This window comes from Bradyrhizobium sp. 160 (genome assembly GCF_023073735.1).
Taxonomy (GTDB): Bacteria; Pseudomonadota; Alphaproteobacteria; order Rhizobiales; family Xanthobacteraceae; genus Bradyrhizobium.
This window is the reverse complement of sequence record NZ_JADPKD010000013.1, coordinates 339,105-364,221: the sequence shown is the minus strand read 5'-3', so window position 1 is coordinate 364,221 and position 25,117 is coordinate 339,105. Positions and strand designations below refer to the sequence as shown.

At 57.5% G+C, this 25,117-nt stretch carries 22 protein-coding genes and 2 pseudogenes; 17 read left to right on the top strand and 7 right to left on the bottom strand.

Going from position 1 to position 25,117, the window contains the following annotated elements:
* The first annotated feature begins 137 nt into the window (after positions 1-137).
* Positions 138-284, top strand: a complete 147-nt coding sequence (locus tag IVA98_RS07835) for a hypothetical protein (protein ID WP_524536349.1) — start codon at positions 138-140, stop codon at positions 282-284.
* On the opposite strand, the gene IVA98_RS07830 is transcribed toward IVA98_RS07835, so the two are convergent.
* On the bottom strand, positions 249-392 hold the full coding sequence (locus tag IVA98_RS07830; protein WP_247298852.1) for a hypothetical protein: 144 nt from the start codon (positions 390-392) through the stop codon (positions 249-251). The two genes, IVA98_RS07835 and IVA98_RS07830, sit on opposite strands and share 36 nt — an antisense overlap.
* A gap of 241 nt (positions 393-633) precedes the next feature.
* Between IVA98_RS07830 and IVA98_RS07825 the strand changes: the two are divergent.
* Positions 634-1,264: pseudogene (locus IVA98_RS07825) on the top strand (IS3 family transposase); the annotation flags it as partial.
* Positions 1,265-1,902: 638 nt separating this feature from the next.
* A pseudogene (locus tag IVA98_RS07820) lies at positions 1,903-2,124 on the top strand (IS110 family RNA-guided transposase); the annotation flags it as partial.
* Between the two features lie 1,031 nt (positions 2,125-3,155).
* Here IVA98_RS07820 and IVA98_RS07815 read toward each other — a convergent pair.
* On the bottom strand, positions 3,156-3,371 hold the full coding sequence (locus IVA98_RS07815; RefSeq protein WP_247298749.1) for a hypothetical protein: 216 nt from the start codon (positions 3,369-3,371) through the stop codon (positions 3,156-3,158).
* A 705-nt stretch (positions 3,372-4,076) separates the two neighbouring features.
* On the opposite strand from IVA98_RS07815, the gene IVA98_RS07810 reads away from it, so the two are divergent.
* The 4 genes from IVA98_RS07810 to IVA98_RS07795 all read left to right on the top strand — a co-directional run bounded on the left by IVA98_RS07810 (position 4,077) and on the right by IVA98_RS07795 (position 6,699).
* Positions 4,077-4,322: a hypothetical protein gene (locus tag IVA98_RS07810; protein ID WP_247281186.1), complete on the top strand. Its 246-nt coding sequence runs from the start codon at positions 4,077-4,079 to the stop codon at positions 4,320-4,322.
* 280 nt (positions 4,323-4,602) lie between these two features.
* Complete coding sequence (locus IVA98_RS07805) at positions 4,603-5,106, top strand: PqqD family protein (RefSeq protein WP_247354599.1); 504 nt, start codon at positions 4,603-4,605, stop codon at positions 5,104-5,106.
* Between the two features lie 8 nt (positions 5,107-5,114).
* A complete protein-coding gene (locus IVA98_RS07800; protein WP_247298754.1) occupies positions 5,115-5,633 on the top strand; it encodes a phosphoenolpyruvate carboxykinase (ATP) in 519 nt (172 codons plus the stop codon).
* Positions 5,620-6,699 carry a nucleotidyltransferase family protein gene (locus tag IVA98_RS07795; protein ID WP_247354598.1) on the top strand — a complete coding sequence of 360 codons (1,080 nt, stop codon included), beginning with the start codon at positions 5,620-5,622 and terminating at the stop codon, positions 6,697-6,699. Before IVA98_RS07800 ends, IVA98_RS07795 begins: the two co-directional genes overlap by 14 nt.
* A gap of 160 nt (positions 6,700-6,859) precedes the next feature.
* Here IVA98_RS07795 and IVA98_RS07790 read toward each other — a convergent pair whose 3' ends face one another.
* Positions 6,860-7,246, bottom strand: coding sequence for an H-NS histone family protein (locus IVA98_RS07790; RefSeq protein ID WP_247298759.1), 387 nt, complete (start codon positions 7,244-7,246; stop codon positions 6,860-6,862).
* A gap of 728 nt (positions 7,247-7,974) precedes the next feature.
* Between IVA98_RS07790 and IVA98_RS07785 the strand changes: the two genes are divergently transcribed.
* Positions 7,975-8,343 carry an H-NS histone family protein gene (locus IVA98_RS07785; RefSeq protein ID WP_247298762.1) on the top strand — a complete coding sequence of 123 codons (369 nt, stop codon included), beginning with the start codon at positions 7,975-7,977 and terminating at the stop codon, positions 8,341-8,343.
* A 61-nt stretch (positions 8,344-8,404) separates the two neighbouring features.
* On the opposite strand, the gene IVA98_RS07780 is transcribed toward IVA98_RS07785, so the two are convergent.
* From IVA98_RS07780 to IVA98_RS07770, 3 genes are all read right to left on the bottom strand, one after another.
* Positions 8,405-9,871: an exopolysaccharide biosynthesis polyprenyl glycosylphosphotransferase gene (locus IVA98_RS07780; protein ID WP_247298765.1), complete on the bottom strand. Its 1,467-nt coding sequence runs from the start codon at positions 9,869-9,871 to the stop codon at positions 8,405-8,407.
* A 168-nt stretch (positions 9,872-10,039) separates the two neighbouring features.
* Positions 10,040-12,037, bottom strand: a complete 1,998-nt coding sequence (locus IVA98_RS07775) for a phosphatidylglycerol lysyltransferase domain-containing protein (protein ID WP_247354597.1) — start codon at positions 12,035-12,037, stop codon at positions 10,040-10,042.
* A 96-nt stretch (positions 12,038-12,133) separates the two neighbouring features.
* The gene (locus tag IVA98_RS07770; protein WP_247298768.1) at positions 12,134-14,458 is read right to left on the bottom strand and encodes an AAA family ATPase; all 2,325 of its coding nucleotides are present in this window, start codon (positions 14,456-14,458) and stop codon (positions 12,134-12,136) included.
* A gap of 530 nt (positions 14,459-14,988) precedes the next feature.
* On the opposite strand from IVA98_RS07770, the gene rfbC reads away from it, so the two are divergent.
* From rfbC to IVA98_RS07745, 5 genes are read left to right on the top strand one after another with little or no spacing between them, the layout of a single operon-like run.
* Positions 14,989-15,546, top strand: coding sequence for a dTDP-4-dehydrorhamnose 3,5-epimerase (gene rfbC, locus IVA98_RS07765; protein ID WP_247298771.1), 558 nt, complete (start codon positions 14,989-14,991; stop codon positions 15,544-15,546).
* 14 nt (positions 15,547-15,560) lie between these two features.
* Positions 15,561-16,619 carry a dTDP-glucose 4,6-dehydratase gene (rfbB, locus tag IVA98_RS07760; RefSeq protein ID WP_247298773.1) on the top strand — a complete coding sequence of 353 codons (1,059 nt, stop codon included), beginning with the start codon at positions 15,561-15,563 and terminating at the stop codon, positions 16,617-16,619.
* An 8-nt stretch (positions 16,620-16,627) separates the two neighbouring features.
* The gene (gene rfbD / locus IVA98_RS07755; protein ID WP_247298774.1) at positions 16,628-17,614 is read left to right on the top strand and encodes a dTDP-4-dehydrorhamnose reductase; all 987 of its coding nucleotides are present in this window, start codon (positions 16,628-16,630) and stop codon (positions 17,612-17,614) included.
* On the top strand, positions 17,523-18,398 hold the full coding sequence (rfbA, locus tag IVA98_RS07750; RefSeq protein WP_247354596.1) for a glucose-1-phosphate thymidylyltransferase RfbA: 876 nt from the start codon (positions 17,523-17,525) through the stop codon (positions 18,396-18,398). The genes rfbD and rfbA overlap by 92 nt, the downstream gene beginning before the upstream one ends.
* Before the next feature lie 54 nt (positions 18,399-18,452).
* Positions 18,453-19,622, top strand: coding sequence for a hypothetical protein (locus IVA98_RS07745; protein ID WP_247298778.1), 1,170 nt, complete (start codon positions 18,453-18,455; stop codon positions 19,620-19,622).
* Between the two features lie 22 nt (positions 19,623-19,644).
* Here IVA98_RS07745 and IVA98_RS07740 read toward each other — a convergent pair whose 3' ends face one another.
* On the bottom strand, positions 19,645-20,550 hold the full coding sequence (locus IVA98_RS07740; RefSeq protein WP_247298779.1) for a glycosyltransferase family 2 protein: 906 nt from the start codon (positions 20,548-20,550) through the stop codon (positions 19,645-19,647).
* Between the two features lie 187 nt (positions 20,551-20,737).
* Here IVA98_RS07740 and IVA98_RS07735 point away from each other — a divergent pair, with 187 nt between their 5' ends.
* From IVA98_RS07735 to IVA98_RS07720, 4 genes are read left to right on the top strand one after another with little or no spacing between them, the layout of a single operon-like run.
* A complete protein-coding gene (locus tag IVA98_RS07735; RefSeq protein ID WP_247298781.1) occupies positions 20,738-21,532 on the top strand; it encodes a WecB/TagA/CpsF family glycosyltransferase in 795 nt (264 codons plus the stop codon).
* Between the two features lie 3 nt (positions 21,533-21,535).
* Positions 21,536-22,660 (top strand): non-hydrolyzing UDP-N-acetylglucosamine 2-epimerase, encoded by a 1,125-nt coding sequence (gene wecB, locus IVA98_RS07730; RefSeq protein WP_247298783.1) that lies wholly within the window; start codon positions 21,536-21,538, stop codon positions 22,658-22,660.
* Positions 22,653-23,915, top strand: coding sequence for a UDP-N-acetyl-D-mannosamine dehydrogenase (gene wecC / locus IVA98_RS07725; RefSeq protein ID WP_247298785.1), 1,263 nt, complete (start codon positions 22,653-22,655; stop codon positions 23,913-23,915). The genes wecB and wecC overlap by 8 nt, the downstream gene beginning before the upstream one ends.
* Before the next feature lie 34 nt (positions 23,916-23,949).
* On the top strand, positions 23,950-25,116 hold the full coding sequence (locus IVA98_RS07720) for a DegT/DnrJ/EryC1/StrS family aminotransferase (protein WP_247298787.1): 1,167 nt from the start codon (positions 23,950-23,952) through the stop codon (positions 25,114-25,116).
* Position 25,117 lies beyond the last annotated feature (1 nt).

Here is a 25,117-nt window from a genome sequence, read left to right as displayed (position 1 = left end):
GTACGATCAAACGCGCTCCTTTCCGTTGACGCAAGCAAGCCTGCCGATCTATCCACGATGCCAAGCGAGATGGTTCCATTGACGACAGGCTTCCCGGAAACAGCATCGAGAGTGCGCGTCGCGCCCTCGCCGCGCGATTGCGATCGGCCGGCATCGAGGAGTCCGCTCTCGCCGCGCGCCTTCTCGTCGGCGCGGCTCTGGAGCTCGATCTGACCGGAATGGTGACGCAGGCGGCGCGAAAGCTTACGCTAGAGGAGACCGCGCGCCTCGAACGATATGCGTAGCAGCGCTATCTCGGCGTCTAGCGAGGCGCCGATCAGCGTGTCGAAACCGTCGATGGGGTCTTGTTCGCCGAGTTGCTTAGCGGTGTTCACGTACAGGAATACGACCATTATCCCTCTTCAACATACACTGGCCCAGGACGGACGACACCTCATGACCGCGGCACAATCCCGCCAGTCTGCTCGTCGTGATCGCCGGCTCCGGCCACGGCACAGCACGCCCGGATATCCGCCTGTCGTCCCAAATCGCTCGCGCAAGCCGGCGGCGACCTGGACGTTCATGAGAATGTTCTGCGCAAGTGGGTCAAGGAGTTCGGCTCGGACCCGGTACAGGCCTTTCCCGGCGGCGGACTGTGGCCTCCACCAGCGGCTGATGCGCCTGCAAGGCCTGCGGGCGCGGCCGCGACGCCGGCGCTTGCCGAAGGACAGCGGCGATCGACAGCTCGAGACCGTGCCGGCGCGAACCTCCTTGACCGGCAGTTCACTGCCGAGCGGCCGAACCAAAAGTGGATCGCCGACTTACGTATCTCTGGACGGCCAAGGGCTGGCTCTACGTCGCAGCAGTGATCGACCTGTTCTCACGCCGGGTGGTGGGTTGGTCTATGAGTGCCGCCATGACAGCTCAGTTGGTGACCGATGCCCTGCTGATGGCCGTCTGGCGACGCGGCAAGCCGGACGCGCTGTTGCACCACTCCGACCAGGGCAGTCAGTAGACCAGCGAGCAGTTCCAGCGTTTGATGGCCGACCACGGCATTGTCTGCAGCATGAGCCGTTCCGGCAATGTCTGGGACAACGGGGCGATGGAGAGCTTCTTCTCGTCGCTCAAGACCGAACGGACGGAAGGCAAAACCTACAGGAGCAGAGACGAGGCGCAAGCCGATGTGTTCGACTACATTGTACGATTTTACAACACGACCCGCAGGCACTCGGCAATGGGCTATCTCAGCCCGGTTGAGTTCGAGCGCAAGGTGGGATTTGCTTAACCTGGTGTCCATCAAACCGGCAGCAGCTCACAACGGTGACCCAGAAAACGATGGAATTAGGCAGCCTCAGTAAAGCCGATTGAGCGATGGGCAAAATGGGCGAGCTTCGGCGCCATGGGGTCAAACTGCGCACTTAAATGTGCATGAGCCTTTGGCGCAATTGTTCTCGGCCAATGCTGCTTCACCCCGGGAGATCATACCCGCGCAGGAAGTGTTTTCTGCAGCAATGCGATTGAGCCTCAACAGTCAGACACGCCCTGGGCGGCCATGAGCGGACGATGCCGACGTGAGCTGGCGGTATCAGGTCGCGCGATAAGTCTTTGAAAACAAAGGCTGAGATTGGGTGCGGTACCGTTCGTAGCGCTCAGCTGTCTCGAACCCCCGACGCTGACCGCCGGCCTCGCGCCCGCGTGACGCCGGTAACGTGGGACTATTGTCATTCAAAGTACCAGAGGATGCGGGGCAGCGGTGCAAGCGGCTAACGATCGTCGTGCCTGCAGCGCGCCGGCGAGCCGCAGCCCGAGACTAGATTGAGCACTTTAGGTCTGACCACGATGACGTAATTGCGGTCAGCGCTCGTGGCGGGCAAGCTCCGTTATCGTCGAGCCCTCGCAATCAAATGATTCGAAGGAGCTCCCATGAAGCAGTACGTCGGACTGGACGTCTCCAACGAGACTGGTCAAGTAATCTTCGAAGGAAAAGCGAAGTCTAATCCTGGAGCCTTGACTGACCTGCTTCGCAAACATGCGCCTCATGCCGAGCGTATCGGCTTTGAGACCGGGGCGATGGCGAGTTGGCTATGGCATGAACTCCGCAGGGTTGAGCTTCCGGTGGTCTGCATCGACGCTCGGCATGCGCACGATTGAGCACTTTAGGTCTGACCACCGATTGACCACCGAAATACCGTGAACAAACGGCGATGAGGTACTCAAGCAGAAGCGAACTTCATCGTTTTTATTGATCTTTTCGATCGCTATTTACGTTCGGGACGCAGGTGTTGCGGGTTCGTTGATCCGCGGCGGCTTGATTTACAATTCGGCCGTAACCTGTTGATCTGTATAGGCTCGTTCGCGTGTCTTTTTACACCTAAGTACCTCTGGTTGTTCATCAAACATCAGACTCTTAATCAGCGGGTCCCAGGTTCGAGCCCTGGTGCGCCCACCAAGCTTTTCAACCGCTTGGGTATCTGGCGATACGGGTATTCCAGCAAGCGATCAGCGGCCTTTCAGCCGATCACCGTCTCAATTCGGATCGAGGAGTGATCGTGGTCTGTGCTCGTCTCTTTATTCTCGGCAAGATGCCTACGTCGCTGAATTTAGTCCGGGCCGAAACATGCGCTTCGTACAACTGGACATTCGCAGCCCGTCATCGGACTGCTACTCGCGCTGAGGCGATCGATGTCTTGCGCAGCGCGAGTCGCGCGTAGAGTTTCGGAACAATAGGACGCTTGCAGGTGATCTTGGTGAGGGTCACGCCGGCTACAGACGCGTGCGATACCTTGTTGCTCGGGGCGTTCGCGTGCGCGAGGCGGATGCTGATCGCCGTCTTTCTCCCGAGCGTCGTGCTTCCGCTCTTCGTACTTTCTCCCGGAGCCGCTGCAATTGAGCGAGCAGGCCAACGAGTTCGATCGTTGCGTGATGCAGAACAGCCAGGCTGCAAATCCCACTACTCACTACAACACCCCCAGACAGGCCCTTGCCAAATCCGTGACGGGAAGCTCGAATTTGTGATGACCTGCCAATAACGTCTAAGCGATGGATCATCGCGCCGTCCGTTCGCTTTACGACGATACGCGGAAATATTTTCGCGCATTCTAACGCGTCGTAACAAAATGCCTGCATCGGGAAAAGGGAATTTGGACGCACTCTCCAGAACGGCCTCGTCATTTGCATCAGAACGAGGGAGCCGCACCAAGCATCTCCGCCGTCCGGATGATCGGCTCTTCGACCCAGGCCTCGCGGGCGAACCAGTTATGATTAGCCTGACAGATCGGACAACGAGTATTGCCGAAAAACACGATGCTCCGCAGGAAAGTCTCACGATCGGATTTGATGCCGGTCGGGATCGCGCGACCGGTTTGCGGGCACTTGACCATAATCATACCCATGCGAGCCTCCCTGAAATAATTTGATGGTTGAATAAGGGGCCGGCCGGCTGGAGTGCGCTCTCGTCGGTGCGGGTTAACTGGGGGGCATCGCACCTGGGGTCGTTGTTCGAGCAAGGGGCAGCTTGCTCGTGACGACGCTTCTCCAACCGACCGGATTCCTGCTTGGCGAAATGGGGATATCGCCGGCTTTCGCTCGGCAACCTTGAATGTGCTGCGACCTCAACCGAAAGCTTCTGGGAGGCGCCTAACAATAGTCATGTCCAAATCCCTGCGGTTTCGCGCGGAACGTTCCGCTTGCAATGAAACCATTATCTTGGTCTTGACGGACAGATCAGCCCACCGGATCACTGGTCTCGCTCCCCTCCTGCAGTTCATTAATATTCTCCGTCTTTATTTAATGTGCAAATAAAAATTTGCATGTCGGTCTGATTTGCGACTCTCGGCCAATTTATTTTTTACGCGGGGGCTGTACGGCACGATGTCCCTCACCAAAAATATCCGACCTTTCCTCGCTGGCGTCAGCAACCCCCTCATTCCCGTCGCCGGTTTCGTTGCGTGCTGCGGCTTGCTCGTAGGGTTAAATGGTTACTCGAGGTTCAAATATGAAACAAATTTTGATTATGCGATAAATATGCAAATCTCGTTGTTAATTGCCGCCAATCACGTAAGCTAAACTCGTCCAAGTTCGTTCGACTGGAGGAGACGATGTGGGAATCAATTCTTAACAAGCACAACCTCACCTCGAATACACTGCAGTTGGCTCAGATGCGCGCTGAATTGCTAAGCATCGGCGAGAAAGAGCGCATTCTGAGAGAACGGAGTGCCGATCGCGAAGCTTATCGGTACCTATTGGATGCTCATCGGTTGATCGCGAGAGCGAGCCTTCTTGGAAAGCAGGTGTTGAACATTTCTCCGCAGGGAGGGGGCAAGGACGGTCAGCTGGCGGCCTGACCGGCCGGATTGTCACTTTCGAAACGAGCCCGATCGGATGGCATGTGTTCGGCTGAACGGGAATTGCAACGCCGCAGGCCGGGCTAGACTGAATCTCGTGGGCGACGGCCGTCTCCTGGTGCCGCGACAATAGCGCCTCCCAGATGCTGTCGCCGCCTCGTCGGTACAGGGCGGGGCAGACTTGTTCACATTGGTCGGAGCCGTGCTGGAAAGATCGTCGGCAGAGATGGTGTTGAGACCGGCTCCGGATGCAGGGTTCGCGCTGCTGGAGGGTCGATCAATGCTCTTCAGCGAAGCAGGGCAGAAGATTTTTGAACTGGACCGAGTAGCGGCATTCATTTGGTGTAAGTTGGCACAAGGCGCCTCACTGGAAGAAATTTATCAGCGGCTTGGTGCGCTAGACATTGACGAGCAAACGGCACGCCAGTTCACGCGACAGGCTGTAAATGTCTGGATCGATCGAGGGTTTCTTGAAGTCGATTGGCGAATGCCGGCCGATTGTGCCTTCTCAGCGGTCCTGGGTCGGCACAGAATAGGCATCCGGGCTGCAAATCGGGACCTCTTGAATCGGCTGCTTCCGCTATTTTGTGTTCCGGACCAGAACGCCGGCTGCGACGTCGACATTACCGTCGAGGCAATGATGCTGGACGATTCCGCGGAGAGGATGCCCGCATCTCCAGATGTGAAGTCGAAGCACTGGCACCTACGATCAAAGCTCACATCACCGAGCGGCTCATTCGAAGCAGTCGTTGGGTCTTCTCCCTTCATGCCGCTTCTCTCGTGAAAGACGGTATGGGCCTGCTGTTATGCGGCCAACCGGGAGCTGGGAAGTCTACGCTCACACTGCAACTGGTGGACGCCGGACTTCGGTATCCCGGCGATGATGTTGCGCTGGTTGGAGCTGACGGAACGATCTGCGGGCTTCCGTTTGCGCTCACCCTCAAGCAGGGATCGTGGGGCTTTCTCTCGCGACTACATGGCGACCGGCACGACGCGACGCATTGCCGTTCCGACGGCGTTCTGGTGCGGTACGTACCCGTTACGGATGCACAGAACCAATGCTTTTCCGCAAGCTGGGTCATCTTCTTGAACCGGGTCGCGAGCGGACCGGCCGAACTGACCGCGATAGATCAGTTGGATTCGATGAAGCGGCTCATCGAGGACGCATTTGCTGCTGACGGACGACTTTCGCAGGCCGGCTTTTTCGCTTTGAAGCGGATTGTCGCGGGAGCGCGATCGCTTCAACTCACCTATTGCGAGGCCGTGGAGGCTCGGCGATTGATTATGGATTTGTGCAATGGCAAGACATAGCGCCGCACTGACGAGCCTTTGCAATTGCTTGCGAGGCATGCCACCGGTCGATGTAGAGTGGACGCCCGTAATCGGGCTCGCAAACCAGACTCTGACGACGCCGGCGCTCATCGATTTTGTCGACAAATTCGCATCGATGCTGCCGGAGGACGTCTGCACATATATTCGCCAGATCCACCGCCGAAACGTGCTGCGCAACAATCGGCTCATCGCCCAACTGGAAGAAGCCGTCGTTGCGATGAATAGCTCGGGAATTACGCCGATCATGCTCAAGGGGGCATCGACACTGGCGACCGCGCCGGAGGAGCGACGAGGCGTTCGGTTAATGTCTGACCTGGACATCATGATTATGCCAGAGGAGGCCAGAACGGCAGTCGCCGCTCTATGTGCAATTGGTTACGATATCGATTACCAGGCCCCTTCCGAAAGCCAGAGATGGCACGTCGAGCTGAATGGGTCGCAGGATGTCGGGACCATCGACCTGCAGCGGGCAGCTCCAGGTCCTGCGTACCTCTACCAGAGCTTCGGGCATGCGCTGAACCATTGCGTCCCTGCGCCGCTGGGACGGGGACGCGTCTATATCCCCAGGCCTACCTACCAAGCGCTCATGTTGATCATCCATGATCAGTTTCAAGACTATGGTTATTGGCTCGGCGACCTCGACCTGCGGCACCTTGTTGAATTACGCGATCTAAGCAATTCCGCCGAGGGCCTCGATTGGGGGGAGCTTAGCTCTCTTGTCTCGGGCGAGTTGATGAAGAACGCAGTCGAAACTCAGCTGTTCGCTCTTACTGAGCTGCTGGGCGTCGAGATTCCGCACGCGTTGCGCTCCCGACTGATTCCGCGCCTGCAGTTCATGCGGCAGTTGATGCAAGCACGCTTTCCGGCCACACGCGTGCCCCTCCTGGCGATGAACATTCTGGACCTCAGAAACTACCGCAGGGAGGCGGCCGTTCTCTCGACAAGAACCAGCGCGAACCGACGTGGATTGTGGTCTGTGCCAAGAGCGAGAACCTTACAATTTCTGCTGAATGCGACGACCGCAGTTCGCGCGGGAAAGGTCTAGTGCCTGTGACCGTCACACGAGCGTTCTCGAGAGATCGTGGCGGCAGATCTTGGCTGAGCGGGTTTTCGATCCGCTACCTGCTCCAGGTGGGTGGGCGGCTGCCCCAATCCGCAGGACTGAACATTCTCAGTCGATCCGAGGTGCGCCCAATGGCGCAGAGCTAGGAATGCTCTCGACCACCAGGATTCCCTTCGGACGATTCGCCGTTCTCGCGGATTTTGAACTCCTCCAGCGTGTGGCCTGATTGGAGGGCGGCAACCAGCCAGCGGGGCTGCTTACCACGTCCTGACCAAGTCTCTGTTGGCTGGAGCGGGTTGTAGTACTTCGGTACGACCTTCGGGTATTTGCGACGGGGCGGCTGGCCTGTTCCCGCCTCGGCCGCCCGGCTTTCAGCTTCACCGAATTGATCCGGCTGGTTGAGTTGCGCAAGACGCTTTTCCAGTTCCCGCTTCTCGGCGGTGATCTTCTCGGCGAGAATCTTCGTCAGCTCCTCGTGAAGGAGCCAGAGTTCCTCAAAATCCATGGCTTCGAGATCTTGCCTTCGCATAGCATTTCTCGTCACCGTTCGACTGATGCCCCCACCTGCCTGTCATCTCCACGCCGAATATCGTTGTTCGCGCGGCGAGTGACGGACAGGGACCGAGACGGTCTTTCAAATTTGACGCGACAATAAATAAATAGTATGTTATTTAATATTATATTGCGAGCATTATTTTTAATCGACGTATTGAAAGGCCAGAAGCCTTGCTGCAAGCCCGAAAAGAAACATTAGTCGCTATCGACTGCCCTATGGGGCGCCTTGAAGCGGCGATCAGCCGGTTTATCGCTCCGTCGGCTGCATTGACCGACATCCAGGCTTTGAAGCTGCAAATCCAGCTGCGACGGCTCGCGCTGAGAGACATCGCAGTCATAAGCTCGCGATTGCGGCAGGCTGATGGTCGCATTTCAGTTGGATTGCCAACGAAGAAAGGCGGGCTCGCGCGCCGATCATATCCGCCGAGAGTGCGGCGCGGCAGATTGATCCCGCGGCCCACTTAACCTGCATTCTTAGCTTGAAATCGAAGGAAACGGTGCACGTAAGGCGCGTGATGTTGCTTTGGCCAAATTAAATTGAGGGGGATAGCTCATTTTTCTGTCTTGATTAGAACCGGCGACGCAGTTATGTGGAGCACGAACTTATCGTTCGGTTCCACATATTTTTGTAATGTTGACCCTCTTGGTTCTTGATTACCCGGCCGGGGCAATATTAAATGGGCGCAACTACAGGATGCTAGCATGTCGACCAAGAAGCTCGAACTAGAAGCGATGTCCCTCGACGATCTATGGTCGCTTCATGAGGAAATTAGCGGCATTTTGTCGGATCGAATCAAGGCGGAAAAGCAGGAACTGGAGAAGCGCCTGGCGGTTCTCGGCGGTGGCATGGCTGTGTCAGCCGAAACTGGGGGGGCGGGTGTCTCTCCGACCGGCAAACCGAGGCGCAAATATCCGCGCGTGCTGCCGAAATACCGCAACCCGCAGACTTCAGAAACCTGGTCGGGACGTGGCAAGCGGCCGCGGTGGTTGGTTGCTGCCATGAAATCCGGCCGTCGGATCGAGGAGTTTCGCATAGGGGAAGCGGCTCCGAAGTATCGGCAACGGGCGTGAATTGCCGTCCATGGGCCGGCGTGGCGCCGCGATCCTGTTCGCTTAACGCGATCCTGTTCGCTTAACAGGCGTTGCGCCCCCGCAGCACTTCCATGGGAGTTCGCAGCAGGATTGCGAGGTCTAGCCGAAGACTCCAATTGTCGATATACCAGAGATCGTACTCCACACGTCTCTCAACCATGGCCGCTGTAGGCGTTGGTCCACGGCAGCCATGGATTTGAGCCCATCCGGTCAATCCGGGTCTCACTCGGCGCCGGAAGGCGTACTTCCGGACGAGCTTTTCGAACTGTCCGTCGTGGGCCACGGCATGGGGGCGTGGGCCCACCAGTGACATGCTGCCGTCGAGGACATTCAACAACTGCGGCAGCTCGTCGAAGCTCGTTCGCCGTAGCCATCTGCCAACCCTGGTGATGCGAGGATCAAGAGGCGTTGCCTGAACGACGACAGGTCCATTCTCAAGCACATGCATCGTCCGAAACTTTCGGATGGAAAATATTCGGCCATTGAAGCCGCATCTTTGTTGTTTGAACAGGATCGGACCGGGAGAATCCAGTCTGATCGCGACCGCAGCCATCGCGAGCAATGGTGCAAAGACTATCAAAGCAAATCCCGCGCCGATAATATCAATTATTCGCTTGCTTGCGCGCTCGATTGCGGTGAGGGGGCCCGGCTGGATTTCCACGCAAGCGGCACTTCCCAAGCTCCTCGTCGGATGTCGAAGCAGTTCGGATGCGGCACCAACCGGGACGAACACGATAGGGAATGGCAGCACCCTCAGGTCGGAGATAAAGGCACGAAGGTCGGCCCAACGTTCCGGATTGCCCTCCAGCACGATTTTATCGACTTCTGAATTACGAATATGTTCGATCACGCGGCAGCTGAGCCGTTTTCTGGAACCGGGGTCCGAGCCCATCGCAGGCAACCCAAAGCGGCCCTTAACGCAATAGCCGAGGACCGCAAGAGTCTCCGACAGACCAGCATGATTCGAAGGCGGCTGATCGGTGATCAGGACGAGATTCGTCCGAGCGAACCTCCTGCCACTGAAGCATTTTATTAGCAGTGTCCTGGCAACGCACCGTTGCGCAATCAAAGATGCCAGGCCGAGTGCCGCAAACAGGAGGCCGGCACCTCGGAAGAACTGTGGCTTGTCATCCAGCATCTCTACAGCGGCGGCCAGGACATGCAACAAAATCCACGTGAGGCAAATAGCGCGAATTTGGCTTCGGAGAACGAGGAGTTCTGTTGGCCGATACAGCCCCCTGCCTTTCAGAATGTAGACAAAAGATACTGATGCTGCTGCCGCGTAGGCGCATGCCTGGCCTAGGCCAGCTGGTGCCGGGCTGCCGGGTGAAAGAAGCGCGGAAAGGAAGCCGGCGAATAGAATGGTCGCAATATCGGCGCAGATCGCTACGAATTCAACAGAGTCGTACCGGACGGGCCACTTGCCTTCATCAGCAATGGACGATCGTGAGTTGACGAGAGTTAGATCGCTCTCATGCTCGCCGATATGCCGGTTGATAAAATTCATGGCCAATCAACAGGAGCGCATGCGGTTAATAATTAATATATTATGAATTTAAATAAATTATTCAACCTGAATTGGTCGTGATTCGATAATTTGATCGGATCTCTAACGCCCGCCCGATTATCAATCAGGACCGATCTGGGTGTGATCGGGCACACTTGCTGGAAGACGCTATGGGCCTTGCGAGCGCAACTTGTGGACGTAGCTTGGGTCGAGCTCCGAAATCGAGCTCTCGGCAAGCGCCCTGCCGTCTGCCGATGCCGATTGGTATGCGGCGGCGATAGCTGGCCCGAGTGCGGTCCGGCCGGTAATCGCAACTTTGAGGTCGCGCCGGATAAGATCTCGTAGCTCAGGATCCTTGATCGCAGCGTCAATGCCGAGAGCGACGGAAAGCCGTAGTGGAATAAGATCCAGCGCGTTTGGTGCAGTATAATAGGACATCCTAAGTAAGCTTGTCGTGTCATAAGTCGCCGCGTGCTGCTTTGAAAGCGCCGCCAGCATGAGCCAAACGTCGCCTCGAAGGGGCGAGTATTCCAGCACTGCAGAAAAAGCATTTAAGTCCGTGGACCGGCCGGTGTTCTGCGGGTCCGTGGCCTTGTCAGATTTGAGGCGCACAGTTGCAGTGGCGACATCCTCGCGCGTGGATTGGTGCGCTGAGATCAAGGCTTCGTTCGAACCGGCAACCGATGTAACAGAGAGGCGATCACCAAACGGCCAACTTTGCGAAACCATCAAAGCTGCTTGCGCAGCTAACAGCAACCCGATCATTGTTAGAACAACGCGTGTCAGAGGCCACGGGAAAGCGAAGATGGCCGAAGGAATTCGTCGTGCTGCCGTGGCTCGGTCGCTGGCGTCCTGTGTAAGCTGCCGCAACTTGATGGAATCCAGGTCGCGGGCTGTACCGGACAGGCTTTGCGCGAACGCCAGGCCGTAGACCGCCGCCACCAGCAGTGATGTCCATAAATCGAAAAGGCCGCTTTCGGCAAAGGCCAGTATTGTCAACGATACGCAAGCGCCTGCGCCGACGGCTGGATATAGGTAAGCCTGATTGCGAGACAACGCGCGCCCGAACAAGATGCAGGCGCTGATGACGGTGACTATCAATACCCCGCAGAGGAACGTACGTCCCATTTCGACCGCGACCGCCGCGGCAGCGGTCGGCCGTTCGCGCATTGCGACCATGCCAACGTCTCCATAAATCGGCAGAAGCACCACAAAAGTGCCTGCACCGGTCCCGATCGGGTGAGTGTCCTGTAGCATCCGCTCGGTTGCGGCCCGAGTTTGCGTCGATAAGGCAATCGTTAGGTCAGCATTCCTATTGATCGGAACGAAAGTGAGGCTGGCGACGAACAACATGGTGGCGGTTGAGAGAACACCAGCTCTGCCCCACAGGCCAAAGAACCATTTGCGAATTGCGACCACCGTGAGGATGACTGTCACTCCGAGCAGCACGGCAATCAGCGCTGTCGAACCGCTACAAAGTGCGATAGCCACAAGCGAGACGATCAATGATAGAATCGCGCTGCTAAGAATGGCGAGCGGTCCTGTCGGCGAGCGAGGCGATCGTCTAGGCCGCCGCAACTGGTCGATCGCACGGATAGCCATTGCAGTGGAGAGAAGGACACCAAGTGCTGCCGCGGTCGAGCCGGTCCAAGCTTGTTCGGCGGGCCAGGAGCCACTCAGGTTGTTGTTTCTCCAGATCGAAAATATACAGCTGACGGCGGTGATCGATACAAGGATATAGAGGACCTGCGCCGCCCGATGTGTGTCCAGACTAACGACCGCGATGACGAGGGCGGCAGCGAGGACAATGTTGTAATGTGAAAGCGCCAGTACCGTCTCGTGTACATCAACCGAGAACCTCTGTGCGAGAGGTTGGTGTAGAGCGGCCGACGCCGTCGCCCAGATCTGATTTCCGAGCCCGCGGAGCGGGATCGGAGCAACTTGCAATACGATCCAAAGCACGGGTGCGGCAAGAGCCAGAATTATAACGGGCCGCAGAAGCCTTGCGAAAGAGGCAAGGGTTGACGACTTGGAGAACAGGCCGACGGCCAGTATAGCAGCCGCAAGAATGCCCGATAGCACCACTGGACTCTTTAGGTTCTCGACCACAGCAAAAGCCGCAGCGACCGCCGCAGGCACAGCGAGCATTGCAGACTGGACAACCATTTTACACCATTTCTGACTCTGACCCGCTCAACAAGAGCATGTTGCAGAAGGCGCCTGACCCCATCGTTGTGGCTCGACGCAAGTCAGAGGGTCATCCTAGGAGACCGACAAGCCATATCTGACGTAGTGGCTGTCATCGTAGTAATCACTCCGGTGAGCGTCGTATCGTGCCATTGCCCTTATATCGGTCTTGTTAAGGACGACGCCGATCAAGGAATCGGAGATGGTCGGCGCAGTATGCAGGGCATGCTGAACCACATCGATTTTCGTCCGTCCCCATTCGACGACGAGAACGTAGCAGTCGACCAACGGCGCAGTGACACGCACATCTACCAGAGGCGAGAGTGGTGGGAAATCAACTATGACGTAGTCATAGGTCTGCCGCAAACGGTCGAATAGCTTGCTTATGTTTTCGGCGGAAAGGATCTCGCTCGTATGAAGGATGGGACCACGCCGGACGGCTGGCAAGAATGCGAGATTGGTTTTGGGGTCGTGCCACAGCGCTTCTTCGAGCGAACGCTTTCCGTTCGCCACCTCGAGTAAACCGAATGCAGCCTTCGGAGCCATAGCCGCAGAGAGTGAAGGGTTTCTAAGGTCGCAATCGACGACAATAGCTCGCTTGCCGCTATGTCCAATGAGGTGAGCTAGAGAGGCTGCAATCGTCGTCTTGCCCTCATTTGGCAGAGCCGACGTGATTCCGATCACTTGATTGGAGGCCTTCGCGGGGGTGTGGTCGATAGCGAGCTTGATCGAACGGATGGCTTCTGTGAAGCGGGAGAGCGGCATCCCGATGACGGCTCGGTGAAGCGTCGGAACGTTTGAGATCGTGCGTGATCGCAGATCTTCATCCGGTTGCTGGGATCGGGCGGTAGACTTCTGCCCCTTCGGAGACGACAGCAAGGGGACCAGCGACAAGCATGGTAGCTCCAGTGCGGTCTCCACCTGCGAGGACGTGCGGAAAACTCTATCCAAAACATCTCTCAGAAGAGCCAAGCCGATCCCGAGTGCTAGCCCGGCGGCCAAGCCGAAGCCGAGCACCAAGTTTGCCTTCGGCTTGCTCTTGCGTTCTGGCGGGGAGGCGGGAAAGATCACCCGTGTTTCCGAAATCGGAAATGTCTCCTGCTGGGTCGCCCCCATGGAGTGCTGCAGAAACGCCTCATGCATGGCGCGCAGACTTTTCGCTCGGCTCTCCAACTCCCGTATTGTCAGTTCTGCTGAGTTCGTCAGGCGTGATTGCGAGACGGCGCGAGCAAGTTGCTTCTCGAGCTCCTGCTGCCGCTGCTGAGCAGCTTCCAATTCGTTTCTGCTGGTTTCGGCGAGCCTCTTAACTTCTTCGAGGATGGATGTGCGAATGTCGCGTATCCGAGTGCGCAGGTTAACAACCGCCAGATGGTCGCGGCCGAACCGGGCTGACCAATCGGCTTCGCGACGTGACAACTCGAGATATTGCTGGCGAAGCGTATTGATGATCGCGCTCTGGAGGACATCGGCACTCGCCGCGTCGGGAGCGCTGATGGTGGAGGAGCCAGCTGCATTGGCGCGTAGGACCGCGTCGTAACGGTTGAACTTGACCTGTGCATCGGAGGTCTGGGTTCGGGCAGCTACCAATCGGGCGTTGAGATCGTTGACGGGCTGTTCATCAATCGATTTTCCGCCGGTCGAGACGATGTTATTTTGGGACTTATATGCGCTCACGGCGCGTTCGGCCGTCAGTGCTTGCTCATTGAGGTTTTGGAGACGTTCCTGCAGCCAACTCGCTGCCGTTCGCGTGGCCTCGAATTTCGCATTCATCTGGTCGTTAATGTACGCCTTGGCCACGGCATTGGCGATCTCCGCCGCGCGTTCCGCGTTGCTCGAGCTGTAGCTAACCTCGATGATCTTGCTATATCCGATCCTGTACGCGGAGAGCCTATCCAGCAACGCGGCGATCGCGCCTTCGTTAGGCGTATCAGTCTTTGAAACGTGCTCCGGCTGCTGGCCGGGGTTTCGAATGCGATGCAGTAGCGAGCTGAAGGACCACCGTGAAGCGGTAAGGTCCGGATCGTTGGCGAGATCCAGCTGGGTTATGACCGCCGCTGCAATCCCCCGCGACCTTACCATCTGCAGTTGCGTTTCGATTTGGGCCGCGTCGACGACGGGCTCCGGAAGGAGTGACTGTTGCTGAACGAATTGAGCTCGAGGATTCGACAGCAGGATCTGTACTTGAGCTGTGTAGGTCGGGGGAGCGAACCGCAGGTAGAACATCGCGGCGGCGAATACGAGAGCCGCGGTGACGATGATCATAAGATATCGACGTCTTAAAAAGACGACGGCGAACTTGACGAGATCGCCGATTCCCCCGCCGTCCATCTCGTTCGACTGGGCGTGGCTGGCCAGTGGCAAGCGTGTTCTGTCGGTCTGTAGAAGATTGCTCTGAAGCATGAAGTACCTGTCTGGCTCGGGAACACGTCGGCTTGGTCGCCCGCATGCGAGCGTTTGGTATATGATTTATTAAATGAATATAACGCAGAAAAATATGATTGCCAAATTAAATGTTATTCGGTTATTAATTGGATGACGGTCCGCGGAAGGGGGCCTTTTGGCCAACTTCACGCGGAGTCGCTGTTGCGCGCTCACGATAATCGGCGGACGGAATTATTAAATGATATTTGAATTATGGTGATTAAAGCATGGCGCGGGACCGGTCGTGAAGGAAGAAGCGTGTCGGGTCTCCCCGATCATTCAACGACCGTCGAACGCCTTGAATGGGCCGCGTGCTGGCATGGCGATGCGACTCGGCAAGAATCTAATTCCTCCCGCGCTGCAGACGCGTGGCATGTGCGAGCGCCCATCATGACGGCTCGAATGACAACGGCGAAGGCAGTTTCGACGAGAGCAATTTCGATCGGTGCTTTGAAGACTTCGTTGCGCCTTCTGGCGGGACTGAGCACCACGTACCGGAGGACGTTTTCATGCTGGAAGTACGGTGTTTAGAGATCCCAGATATAAAGATCATTCAAACGGATCGAGTATCCGACGCGCGGGGTTATTTCTGCGAGACGTTTCAGCGATCGGCGTTCGCAGAGAAAGGGATTCCCGTCGATTTCGTTCAGGACAATCAATCCAGCTCAGATCAGGTCGGGACGGTCCGGGGCTTGCACTTCCAGCGACCGCCGTTCGCCCAGGCCAAACTCATCCGAGTGCTGAGCGGCGCCATCCTGGATGTCGTGGTCGATCTTCGGCGTTCGTCGGCGACCTTCGGAAAGCATATAGCTGTCAAGCTGGATAGCAAAACGGGTGAGCAACTGCTTGTCCCGAAGGGCTTTGCGCACGGTTTCTGCACGCTGCAACCTGAGACCGTCGTGTTCTACAAGGTCGACCAGGTCTACGCTCCAAGCCATGACGGAGGGCTGTATTGGGCCGATCCGGCACTGGCGATCGAGTGGCCGGTGACAACAGTCGAGGCCCAAGTGTCGCCAAAAGACAGGTCCCTGCCCAGGCTGGACCAGCTTACGGCCATTTTCGAGTGACGGAGAGCGGTCAGATGCGCGTTCTGGTGACCGGGGGAGCGGGATTTATCGGCTCTGCAGTGTGCCGTAGCTTGGTGCTACAGAAGGGCGCTGCCGTGATCAATGTTGACAAGCTGACCTATGCGGCCAACTCAGCCTCGTTGGCGTCTATCGAGGGGCGAAAGTCATACTTGTTCGAGCAGCAGGATATCTGCGACCGCGAGGCCATGGATTTCGTGTTCAGCAGCTACCAGCCTGACGCAATTATTCACCTCGCAGCCGAGAGTCACGTCGACCGCTCGATCACCGGCTCGGCCGCTTTCATTGCCACGAATATCGTGGGGACCTACACGTTATTGGAAGCAGCCAGAAAATATTATGAGGGCCTCTCGGTGTCACGACGAAAGCGGTTTCGCTTCGTTCACGTCTCGACAGACGAGGTCTACGGCTCACTCGGACTTGCCGACTTCTTCCGGGAAGAAACGCCTTACCAGCCGAGCTCGCCCTATTCAGCGAGCAAGGCTGCCTCGGATCATCTCGCGCTTGCATGGTTCAAGACCTATGGCCTGCCGGTCATTGTATCGAATTGCTCGAACAACTACGGCCCCTTTCAATTTCCAGAAAAGCTCATCCCTTTGATGATTCTTAATGCGATCGAGCGCAAGCCGCTGCCGGTGTACGGCGACGGCCGAAACGTGCGCGACTGGCTGCATGTTGAAGATCATGCGGCAGGTTTGATCACGCTTCTGTCGGAAGGCAGGCCCGGCGAGAAGTACAATTTCGGTGGCGATAGCGAACGCTCGAACCTCGACGTGGTTACCCAGATCTGCGACGTCGTCGACAGGCTGTATCCCGGTCCGGCAACGCGACGATCGATGATTACCTTTGTGCCGGATCGTCCGGGACACGATGTCCGCTACGCGATTGACGCGTCGAAAGCTCGCCGTGAGCTCGGCTGGCGGCCCACAAGAACGTTCGAGCAGGGGCTGACCGAAACAGTCGCATGGTATCTCAAGAGCCGCGCGTGGTGGGAGCGTGCCCGCAACGGGGTTTATGACGGCTCGCGTCTGGGGCTCTTGGCTCCACAACATTGAGGCTGAGAATGACGGAAAGGCCCATTTTCATTGCTGGTCGCAACGGTCAGTTGGCAAGGTGTCTTCATGACCTCGCGGTGCTGCACAGCATGCCCGTGGTCTCCCTTGGACGCAGCGAACTCAATCTGGAGGCGCATGGGGAACTCCGACGGGCGATCGATCCATTCGCGCCGTCCATGATCATCAACGCTGCCGCTTACACGGCGGTGGACCTAGCAGAATCGGAAGTAGCAAGGGCCTTCAGCATTAATCGCGACGCAGCGGCCGCGTTGGCCGATGTCGCATGGCAAATGAATATACCGTTCATCCAAATCTCAACCGACTACGTCTTTGACGGCACAAAGCTGGATGCTTACGAGGAAAGCGATGTTCCTGCGCCGATGAATGTGTACGGCGCATCGAAGCTCGCGGGCGAAGCTGCCGTTCTAGCGGCTCACCCGCTCGCAACGGTAATTCGCACTTCATGGCTTTATAGTCCCCACGGCAACAACTTTGTTCGGACGATGCTGCGGCTCTGTGAATCGCAACCAGTCGTCAGAGTCGTTCAGGATCAGCGCGGAAATCCGACTTTCGCGCTCGACCTTGCGTCGGCGATCCTTCAGCTCTCGGCGCGGCTGCTTACCCATGATCGTAGAACCATGGCCGGCATCTTTCATCTTGCCGGACAGGGTGAGACGACTTGGCATGGGTTTGCCCAAGCGATTTTCGACTTGCTCGCTCATCGCGGAATCCGAGTGCCGCAGCTTGAGGCGATCACGAGCGAACAGTACCAGACGGCCGCGCGACGGCCGCGGAATTCGCGCCTCGATTCATCCAAGGCAGAACGCGTCTTAGGTATTCGATTGCCGTTATGGCGTTGTTCTCTCGAAACTTGTCTCGACCAACTCGCGGAAGGTAGAATCGATGCTGAAAGGAATTGTGCTGGCCGGAGGCAGCGGAACTCGACTGTATCCAATCACGAGAGCGGTGAGCAAGCAGCTACTGCCCATCTATGACAAGCCGATGATCTACTATCCCTTGTCAACGCTGATGCTGACAGGCGTGCGCGAGATTCTTATCATAACCACGCCATCAGATCGGTGTCAGTTTGAGCGCCTACTAGGGGACGGCAGTCAATGGGGAGTTAGGCTCAGTTACGCGGAGCAGCCCCGACCCGCCGGTCTGGCGGATGCGTTCATTGTCGGCGCAGACTTCATCGGGAGCGATCGTGTTGCGATGGTGCTTGGAGATAACATCTTCTTTGGCGACGGTCTGAGCGAAATGCTCGCAAGGGCTGCCGAGCGTGAGGAAGGTGCAACCGTTTTCGCCTATCATGTACGAGACCCGGAGAGGTATGGCGTCGTTACGTTCGACGAGTCTGATCGCCCGCTGCGGATCGAGGAGAAGCCGAAGCAGCCGAGCTCGAACTGGGCGATCACAGGTCTCTATTTCTTCGACAACAACGTCGTGCGCTACGCACGGCGCATTGAGCCGTCGTCGCGCGGGGAACTCGAGATCACCGATCTACAGATGCAGTATCTTTCGGCCAAGGCGCTCCATGTCGAGCGGATGGGACGCGGGTTCGCTTGGCTAGATACCGGAACAGTGGAGTCGCTAATCGATGCGGCTATGTTCGTGCAGACGCTTGAAAAGCGCCAGGGCATGAAGGTCGCTTGCCTTGAGGAAATTGCGCTGAGGCAGGGCTTCATCGGGCGCAACCAGATCGAAGAGTTGGCGCGACCGTTGGAGAAGAGTGGCTACGGTCAGTATTTGCGCGAGATCGGGTCTCTGCCGACTTGAGTCTCGGGTTCAGTGATCCGCAGACATTGGAACGAGTTAACTCATGGTTCTTCGATGAACATCAACCCGATCAACAGTGGGACTTTGATGCCCAATCCCTCGCAAAATTCCCCGCTGGTGCGCTATGCGCTCAGAGGATTGGAGCGGTGTTGGCTACCTGAACACGGCTGCTGGTCACACATCTACCATCTGGACGGGCGCGCTTCGCCGAACGAGTCTTTACGGCGCAGCGATGTGTTCTACACGCTTAACGTTCTGCTCGGAATGTCAAGGATAAAGGAGGTTCCTGGCAGCATCAATCTATCGGAAACATTCCATCGGAATGCGGTCCAGCTCACGGTCCTTTCGGTACCAAAGTATGCACTCGGCATGGCGCTTTGGGTTTCCGCAGAACTCAGCCTCGATCTGCCCGAACAAGTTAGGCGTGAAGTGAAAGCGCTCTTGAGCGATCAGGGGGGGTGGAAGACGTTTCGGGCCCAAGATTTGGGTATGCTGTTGACGGGCGTGGTGGCTCAGGCCAGGGCCGGCGGCAAGGAGTGGGCGCCTTTCGCCGCTCCGCTGTATCGCTTTCTCCAAGAGCGATTTTACACCGGATCAGGGCTATTCTTCGACGCAGCATCGGGATTTCGGCGGCGCTTCGCTTCGTTCGCGACGCAGATCTATCTCTCAATTGCGTGCTATCACTACGGTGAATTCGCAGGCGAGTCATCCGCACTCGCCATGGCAGAGGCCTGCGTGCGCAAGTTGATTGCGCTTCAAGGCCCCGACGGCGAGTGGCCCTGGTTCTTCGATGCGGTTGGTGGGCGCGTGCTTGATTTCTATGAAGTCTACTCGGTGCACCAGTATGGCATGGCTCCGGCGTTGCTTGAATGGGCAGAGCGCTACCGGGTTCGGGGGGCGCGGAATGCCCTAATCAAGGGATTTACCTGGGTACTGGGCAAGAACCAGCTTCGCCGCTCGATGCTGGTGCCCGATCTCGGGCTGACCATCCGATCTCAGCTCCGCAAGCAGGAGCTGACAACGAGGGCGCCCAGGATGCTGCGCGCAATCACAAACGCCTACTCCGGACACGAGTCCGGGCTAATTGAAAATGCCGGTGTCGGACTTCGGCTGGAATGCCGTAGCTACGAACTGGGCTGGATATTGTGGTCGTTCGGTCAGCGCGCTGACTTGCTGGAACTGACCCACAACTCGGCCTTTGGCAAGGTAGCCATTCCGGCCTGACGCCGTGGGACGAACGCTTGTGCTAACGGTTCCAGATGACGGCTCGCCGATTGCGCAGCAGCGACAGCATTGTTGTGACCCGATGCATTCTTACGGCACACATGACTGCGATAGCTTTGATGCGGGCCCGGATACCGTAGAGCCGGTCACTCGTTAAGATCGTGATGATGCCCGGAGCGGGCGAGGCCAGAACAAGTAGGGCCTGCGCAATCCAACGTAATCTCCACGCCGGCTTACCGTCGGCCATGTTGCGGTAGTGCAGAAGCTGTCGGTCCCACTTGACATAGAGCTCCTGGAGAGAACTCCTGGCCGGGTGGAAGACGATCATTTCCGGGATATATTGAAATCGAAGCCCGGCACGCTGCGCCCGTTGTCCCCACTCCATATCCTCCGCCACGTCGATCCCTGCGAACGGACCGACGCAATGGAAATCCCGGCGAAGCATTGCCATGTTGCCAGTGCCACAATAGCCATCGCGCTCGATATAGAGCTTGAATCGATAAGCGAAGACGCTCTCGTAGGCCGCGATGGCATCCTGATGTGGCTTCGTGCCCCGCCAGATGCGGACGTCCCCTCCGAGCACTGTTCGAGGCGGCAACGAATGCAGTGAGCGCCACACGCTGCTCAGCCAATCCGGATGTGCCCTGCAATCGGCATCAATGAAGGCAAGCACCTCGCCGCTCGCAGCAGCAACTCCGGTGTTGCGCGCCGGGCCAGGCCCGGGCCGCGCCTCGCACAACAGTCGTACGCCCGGATATTGAGCGAGGACGTCGGTTGGCAAGGTTGCGGAGCCGTTGTCAACGACAATGATCTCGAACGAATCCCGGGGAAGGCTCTGCGCCTCGAGACTGGCCAGGCATGTTTTCAGCGCGCTTGGCTGATTCAAATGTGGGACAATCACCGAAATCGCCCGAGATTTAATGTTCATTTAATTCTCTCCGCCACTGACTGCCGCGACTTGCCCGTCGCCGGCGCTGTCGGCCTCGCATTTAAGGTCAAAATATAATATCAATATAACTTGCAAATAAAATCGCTATCATTATTATCTCGATATTATTTAAGTTCAATTGCAGGCGGTCCATCGCTCGAAGCGAACCATGGCCGGGGAGGAACCCATGCGTGCCTACTTTCTGGGGTGCCCCATCGATATCTTGACTATGGCAGAGACTGTCGACCTTGCTCGTAAGGCCATGCGAAACCGTCAGCGTCTGCAGCATGTGGCGCTCAACGTAGCGAAGTTCGTCAACATGCGCTCCGATCCAGTGCTTGCCGCTGATGTCGCCAACAGCGACATTGTCGGAATCGACGGCATGGGAATCCTGTGGGGAGCGCGGGTGTTTGGTCTCCCGGCAACGTCGCGAGTCACCGGCGTAGATCTACTCAGCGAGTTGCTGAAAGTGTGCGCCCAAGAGGGCCTCCGACCGTATTTTCTGGGAGCCTCACCCGCCGTCGTGCAACAGGCGGCGCAGCGTGTTCGGGACGAGCACCCTTCGCTTGTCTTTGCTGGGTTGAGGCACGGCTATTTTTCGAGCGAGCAGGAGAACGAGGTCGTCCGCGGCATTCAGTCCAGTGGCGCTGATTGCCTGTTCATCGGCATGCCCACGCCGCGGAAGGAACGATTTCTTGCGGCCCACCGCGACGAGCTCGGCGTACCGTTCATCATGGGCGTGGGCGGCGGGTTCGACGTTCTCGCGGGCTCGGTTCGGCGAGCTCCCACTCGCATGCAGCAGCTCGGCCTCGAATGGTTGTACCGCATCTATCAGGAGCCCAGGCGGATGTGGTGGCGGTATGCCAGGACCAACACGCTATTTGCGGGAATCTTGACGCAAGCCTTCATGTGGCAGGCAGTTAGACGGGCGCCTGGCATGTACAGTGTGCTGCCCCCCGGGGCAGGTCGGATCGGAGGGTGAGACGTGCGAAAGCATTTTCTCATCCTGTTAGGAACCAGGCCGGAAGCGATTAAGCTGTTTCCGGTCATCAAGCGGCTCAAGGCCGAAAAGAGCAAAGACATCGCCCTCACGGTCTGCGCGACAGCGCAGCACAGGGAATTGCTCGACCAGGTTCTCAAGGTGGCCAAGGTGGTCCCGGATGTCGATCTCGACGTCATGACAGTGAATCAGACGCTCGATAGTCTAACCGGCCGGCTATTGTCGCAGATCGGAGATGTGCTGGAGAGGGTGAAGCCCACCAGAGTGATCGTCCAGGGCGACACTGCGACTGCTATGGCAGGTGCGCTGTCGTCGTACTATCACCGCGTTCCGGTCTCACATGTCGAGGCGGGACTGCGAAGTGGAGATATCTTCGCACCCTGGCCCGAGGAGGTGAACCGCAAGATTGTCGGCTCGATCGCCGATCAGCATTTCGCGCCGACCGAGCGTGCTGCGAGAGCGCTGCGGGCGGAGAACGTCTCAAAGGATCGCATTCATGTTACAGGAAATACGGTCGTTGACGCGCTGATCCTCGCGAAAGCCATGGTGGAGGCCGATCCGCAGCTCTCGTCCCGCTGGGACGGAATCAAGAAGCGCCACGGCAACCGCCGCATTATCCTAGTCACTTGCCATCGCCGAGAGAATTTCGGCGGGGGAGTTTTCAACGTCGTCAATGCACTGGAGACAATCCTGAGCAGGGAGGACGTTGCCGTCGTACTTCCGGTTCACCCGAACCCGAACGTTCGCGACGTGTTCGCGAGCCGCCTCGCCGATCATCCGCGTGTCGTACTCATTTCTCCTCAAGAGTACACCGATTTCGTCAGCCTTCTGTCGCTCTCGTATTTGGTTCTCACTGACTCAGGAGGCGTGCAAGAAGAGGCGCCGACGTTCGGAAAGCCCGTCCTTGTCATGCGCGAAACGACGGAACGTCCGGAGGGCGTCGAGGCCGGCACCGCACGACTGGTCGGCGCGAACTACGATAGGATCGTCTACGAAACATTTCGTCTTCTCGACGACGATGAGACTTATTCGGCTATGGCTCGCTCCCATAATCCCTTTGGTGACGGGCGGGCGAGCGAGCGGATCGTGAAGGTGCTTCTTGATGCCTGAATTCCATAAAGTTGCTGTCATCGGACTTGGCTACATCGGCTTGCCGACAGCCGCGCTGATAGCCAGCCGCGGCCTTCAGGTGGTTGGGGTGGACACAAAGGAATATGTGGTCAGGACGGTTGGTTCCGGATCCATTCACATTTCGGAGCCCGATCTTGATGGTCTCGTTTCCAAAGTGGTGTCGAGCGGAGCGTTGACGACATCGAGCGAACCGCAAGCCGCCGACGTCTTCATCATCGCAGTACCCACACCTATTGACGGAAACAATCGGCCGGATTTGTCCAACGTGAATACCGCGGTCGAGTCCATACTCGATCTGCTTCGACCGGGTAATCTCGTCATTCTCGAATCGACGTCGCCGATCGGAACGACTGAAGGAATCGCCAAGCGGATTAGCGAACGCAGGCCCGACCTGAGAGTTGGTGTCAACGGTCATGAGGATGGTGCAATCTACGTCGCTTATTGTCCGGAGCGCGTATTGCCCGGGAGGATCTTGAGTGAGCTGATCAACAATGACCGATGCATTGGGGGAGTGACCCCTGCCTGCACTCGCCGGGCTCAGCGCTTCTATAAAATGTTCGTTCGGGGGGCCTGCGTCGCGACCACCGCGCGCGCGGCCGAGTTGGTCAAACTCACGGAGAACGCGTTCCGCGACACGAACATTGCATTCGCCAATGAGCTCTCATTGATCTGCGATAGGTTCGACATCAACGTTTGGGAGGTTATCGATATTGCCAACCGTCATCCGCGCGTGACTGTGCTGCGACCGGGACCAGGTGTGGGTGGTCATTGCATTGCGGTCGATCCCTGGTTCATCATCGACTCGGCGCCGGACCTCGCGCGCCTCATGCGGGCGAGCCGCGAGGTCAACATTGCCAAGACGGAAAGCATTATCGAGCGAGCCGAGGCTCTGATCGACGATCATCCATATGCAAACGTGGCTTGCTGCGGGCTGACGTTCAAGGCAAATGTCGATGATTTGCGCGAAAGCCCGGCGATGGAAATCGCAATACACCTCGCGAAGAAGTACGGGGAGCGCATCAAGTTTGTGGAACCGAATCTGCGGCACTTACCGCCCGAACTTGCTGACTATCGGCTGGGATTCTTGAGCATCGACCAAGCATTGCGCACGTGTGAGATCGCCCTTCTCCTGGTCGACCACGACGAATTCAAGATGGTTCCACTAGCCGAACGCCGTCATCTCGACGTCATCGATACTCGGGGTATATGGCAAGATATGCCTGCGCGAACGTGAAGCTGCCGAACCCTCCAGAGGCGAGACTACCGATTTGATACCCTTCTTGGACTTGAAAGCACAAGCTCGGACAGTCGGATCGCAAATCGACGTTGCGATCGCGCGCGCCGTTCGGGACCTGCGGTCTACATGGAGGCCCGAAGCGGCCGCTTTCGAGGAGCGGTTTGCCGACTACTGCAATGTCGCGTGCTGTTGCGCTGTCAACAGCGGCACGTCGGCGCTCCGTCTCGCATTGCTGGCGGCTGGAGTTGGGCCGGGCGATGAGGTGATCACCGTCTCGATGAATTTCGTCGTGGCGACCGCTGCCATCATCAGGTGCGGTGCAACACCGGTCTTTGTGGACGTTGATCCAGTCACGTGGACGATGAATCCTGCTTTGATCGAGGCTGCGATTACGAACAGAACGAGGGCGATCCTGCCGGCCCATCTGCATGGGCTCATGGCGGACATGGATCCGATCATGTCGATTGCCCGCCGCTATGGTCTCTTTGTGATCGAGGACGCTTCGCAGGCGCATGGTGCTGTGTACAAGAGCAGGCGTGCCGGCTCGATCGGAGACTTGGGCTGCTTCAGCTTCTATCCCGATAAGAATCTCGGAGCCCATGGTGAGGCCGGAGCAGTTGTTACCGATCAGCCGGAACTCGCGCGACGTGTGTCGTGGCTCCTCGGTCGGACTCAGGATGACGAGCGCAATCACGTTTTCGCAAGATGCGATGATCGAATGGACGAATTGCAGGCGGCAGTACTGAACGTAAAGATGGATCACATCGAATCCTGGACTGAGACACGTCGAGCGATCGCGGCGCAATATGATCAGGCATTGTCGACTGCTGCACTTGCGAGTCCGCGGCCACCCAGCCACAGCCGGCATGTCTATCATATCTACGCCCTCAGACTTCAGCATCGCGATCAGGCTCTTGCCATGCTAGGCCGCGCGGGCATCGGCGTCGGCATTCATTACGCCGTTCCGGTGCATTTACAACAGAGCTACGTAGAACTTGGATATCGCGTCGGCGATCTGCCTGTAAGTGAGAGGCTTGCGCGTGAGTTTCTATCGCTTCCCATTTATCCCGAGCTGTTGCCGGAGCGAGCCGGCATTGTTGCTTCCGAAGTGAGAAAAGTTGCTCCACGAGAGGCCCAGATATTCCGGAGCGACCGGGTATTTCAGAACAAAATGCCTCGAGATGGCCGATTAGCCTAGA

Coding starts and splice junctions, on each gene's coding strand:
- IVA98_RS07830 (WP_247298852.1), bottom strand. CDS start 392: ATGGTCGTATTCCTGTACGTGAACACCGCTAAGCAACTCGGCGAACAA.
- IVA98_RS07815 (WP_247298749.1), bottom strand. CDS start 3,371: ATGGGTATGATTATGGTCAAGTGCCCGCAAACCGGTCGCGCGATCCCG.
- IVA98_RS07810 (WP_247281186.1), top strand. CDS start 4,077: ATGTGGGAATCAATTCTTAACAAGCACAACCTCACCTCGAATACACTG.
- IVA98_RS07805 (WP_247354599.1), top strand. CDS start 4,603: ATGCTCTTCAGCGAAGCAGGGCAGAAGATTTTTGAACTGGACCGAGTA.
- IVA98_RS07800 (WP_247298754.1), top strand. CDS start 5,115: ATGGGCCTGCTGTTATGCGGCCAACCGGGAGCTGGGAAGTCTACGCTC.
- IVA98_RS07795 (WP_247354598.1), top strand. CDS start 5,620: ATGGCAAGACATAGCGCCGCACTGACGAGCCTTTGCAATTGCTTGCGA.
- IVA98_RS07790 (WP_247298759.1), bottom strand. CDS start 7,246: ATGCGAAGGCAAGATCTCGAAGCCATGGATTTTGAGGAACTCTGGCTC.
- IVA98_RS07785 (WP_247298762.1), top strand. CDS start 7,975: ATGTCGACCAAGAAGCTCGAACTAGAAGCGATGTCCCTCGACGATCTA.
- IVA98_RS07780 (WP_247298765.1), bottom strand. CDS start 9,871: ATGAATTTTATCAACCGGCATATCGGCGAGCATGAGAGCGATCTAACT.
- IVA98_RS07775 (WP_247354597.1), bottom strand. CDS start 12,037: ATGGTTGTCCAGTCTGCAATGCTCGCTGTGCCTGCGGCGGTCGCTGCG.
- IVA98_RS07770 (WP_247298768.1), bottom strand. CDS start 14,458: ATGCTTCAGAGCAATCTTCTACAGACCGACAGAACACGCTTGCCACTG.
- rfbC (WP_247298771.1), top strand. CDS start 14,989: ATGCTGGAAGTACGGTGTTTAGAGATCCCAGATATAAAGATCATTCAA.
- rfbB (WP_247298773.1), top strand. CDS start 15,561: ATGCGCGTTCTGGTGACCGGGGGAGCGGGATTTATCGGCTCTGCAGTG.
- rfbD (WP_247298774.1), top strand. CDS start 16,628: ATGACGGAAAGGCCCATTTTCATTGCTGGTCGCAACGGTCAGTTGGCA.
- rfbA (WP_247354596.1), top strand. CDS start 17,523: ATGCTGAAAGGAATTGTGCTGGCCGGAGGCAGCGGAACTCGACTGTAT.
- IVA98_RS07745 (WP_247298778.1), top strand. CDS start 18,453: ATGAACATCAACCCGATCAACAGTGGGACTTTGATGCCCAATCCCTCG.
- IVA98_RS07740 (WP_247298779.1), bottom strand. CDS start 20,550: ATGAACATTAAATCTCGGGCGATTTCGGTGATTGTCCCACATTTGAAT.
- IVA98_RS07735 (WP_247298781.1), top strand. CDS start 20,738: ATGCGTGCCTACTTTCTGGGGTGCCCCATCGATATCTTGACTATGGCA.
- wecC (WP_247298785.1), top strand. CDS start 22,653: ATGCCTGAATTCCATAAAGTTGCTGTCATCGGACTTGGCTACATCGGC.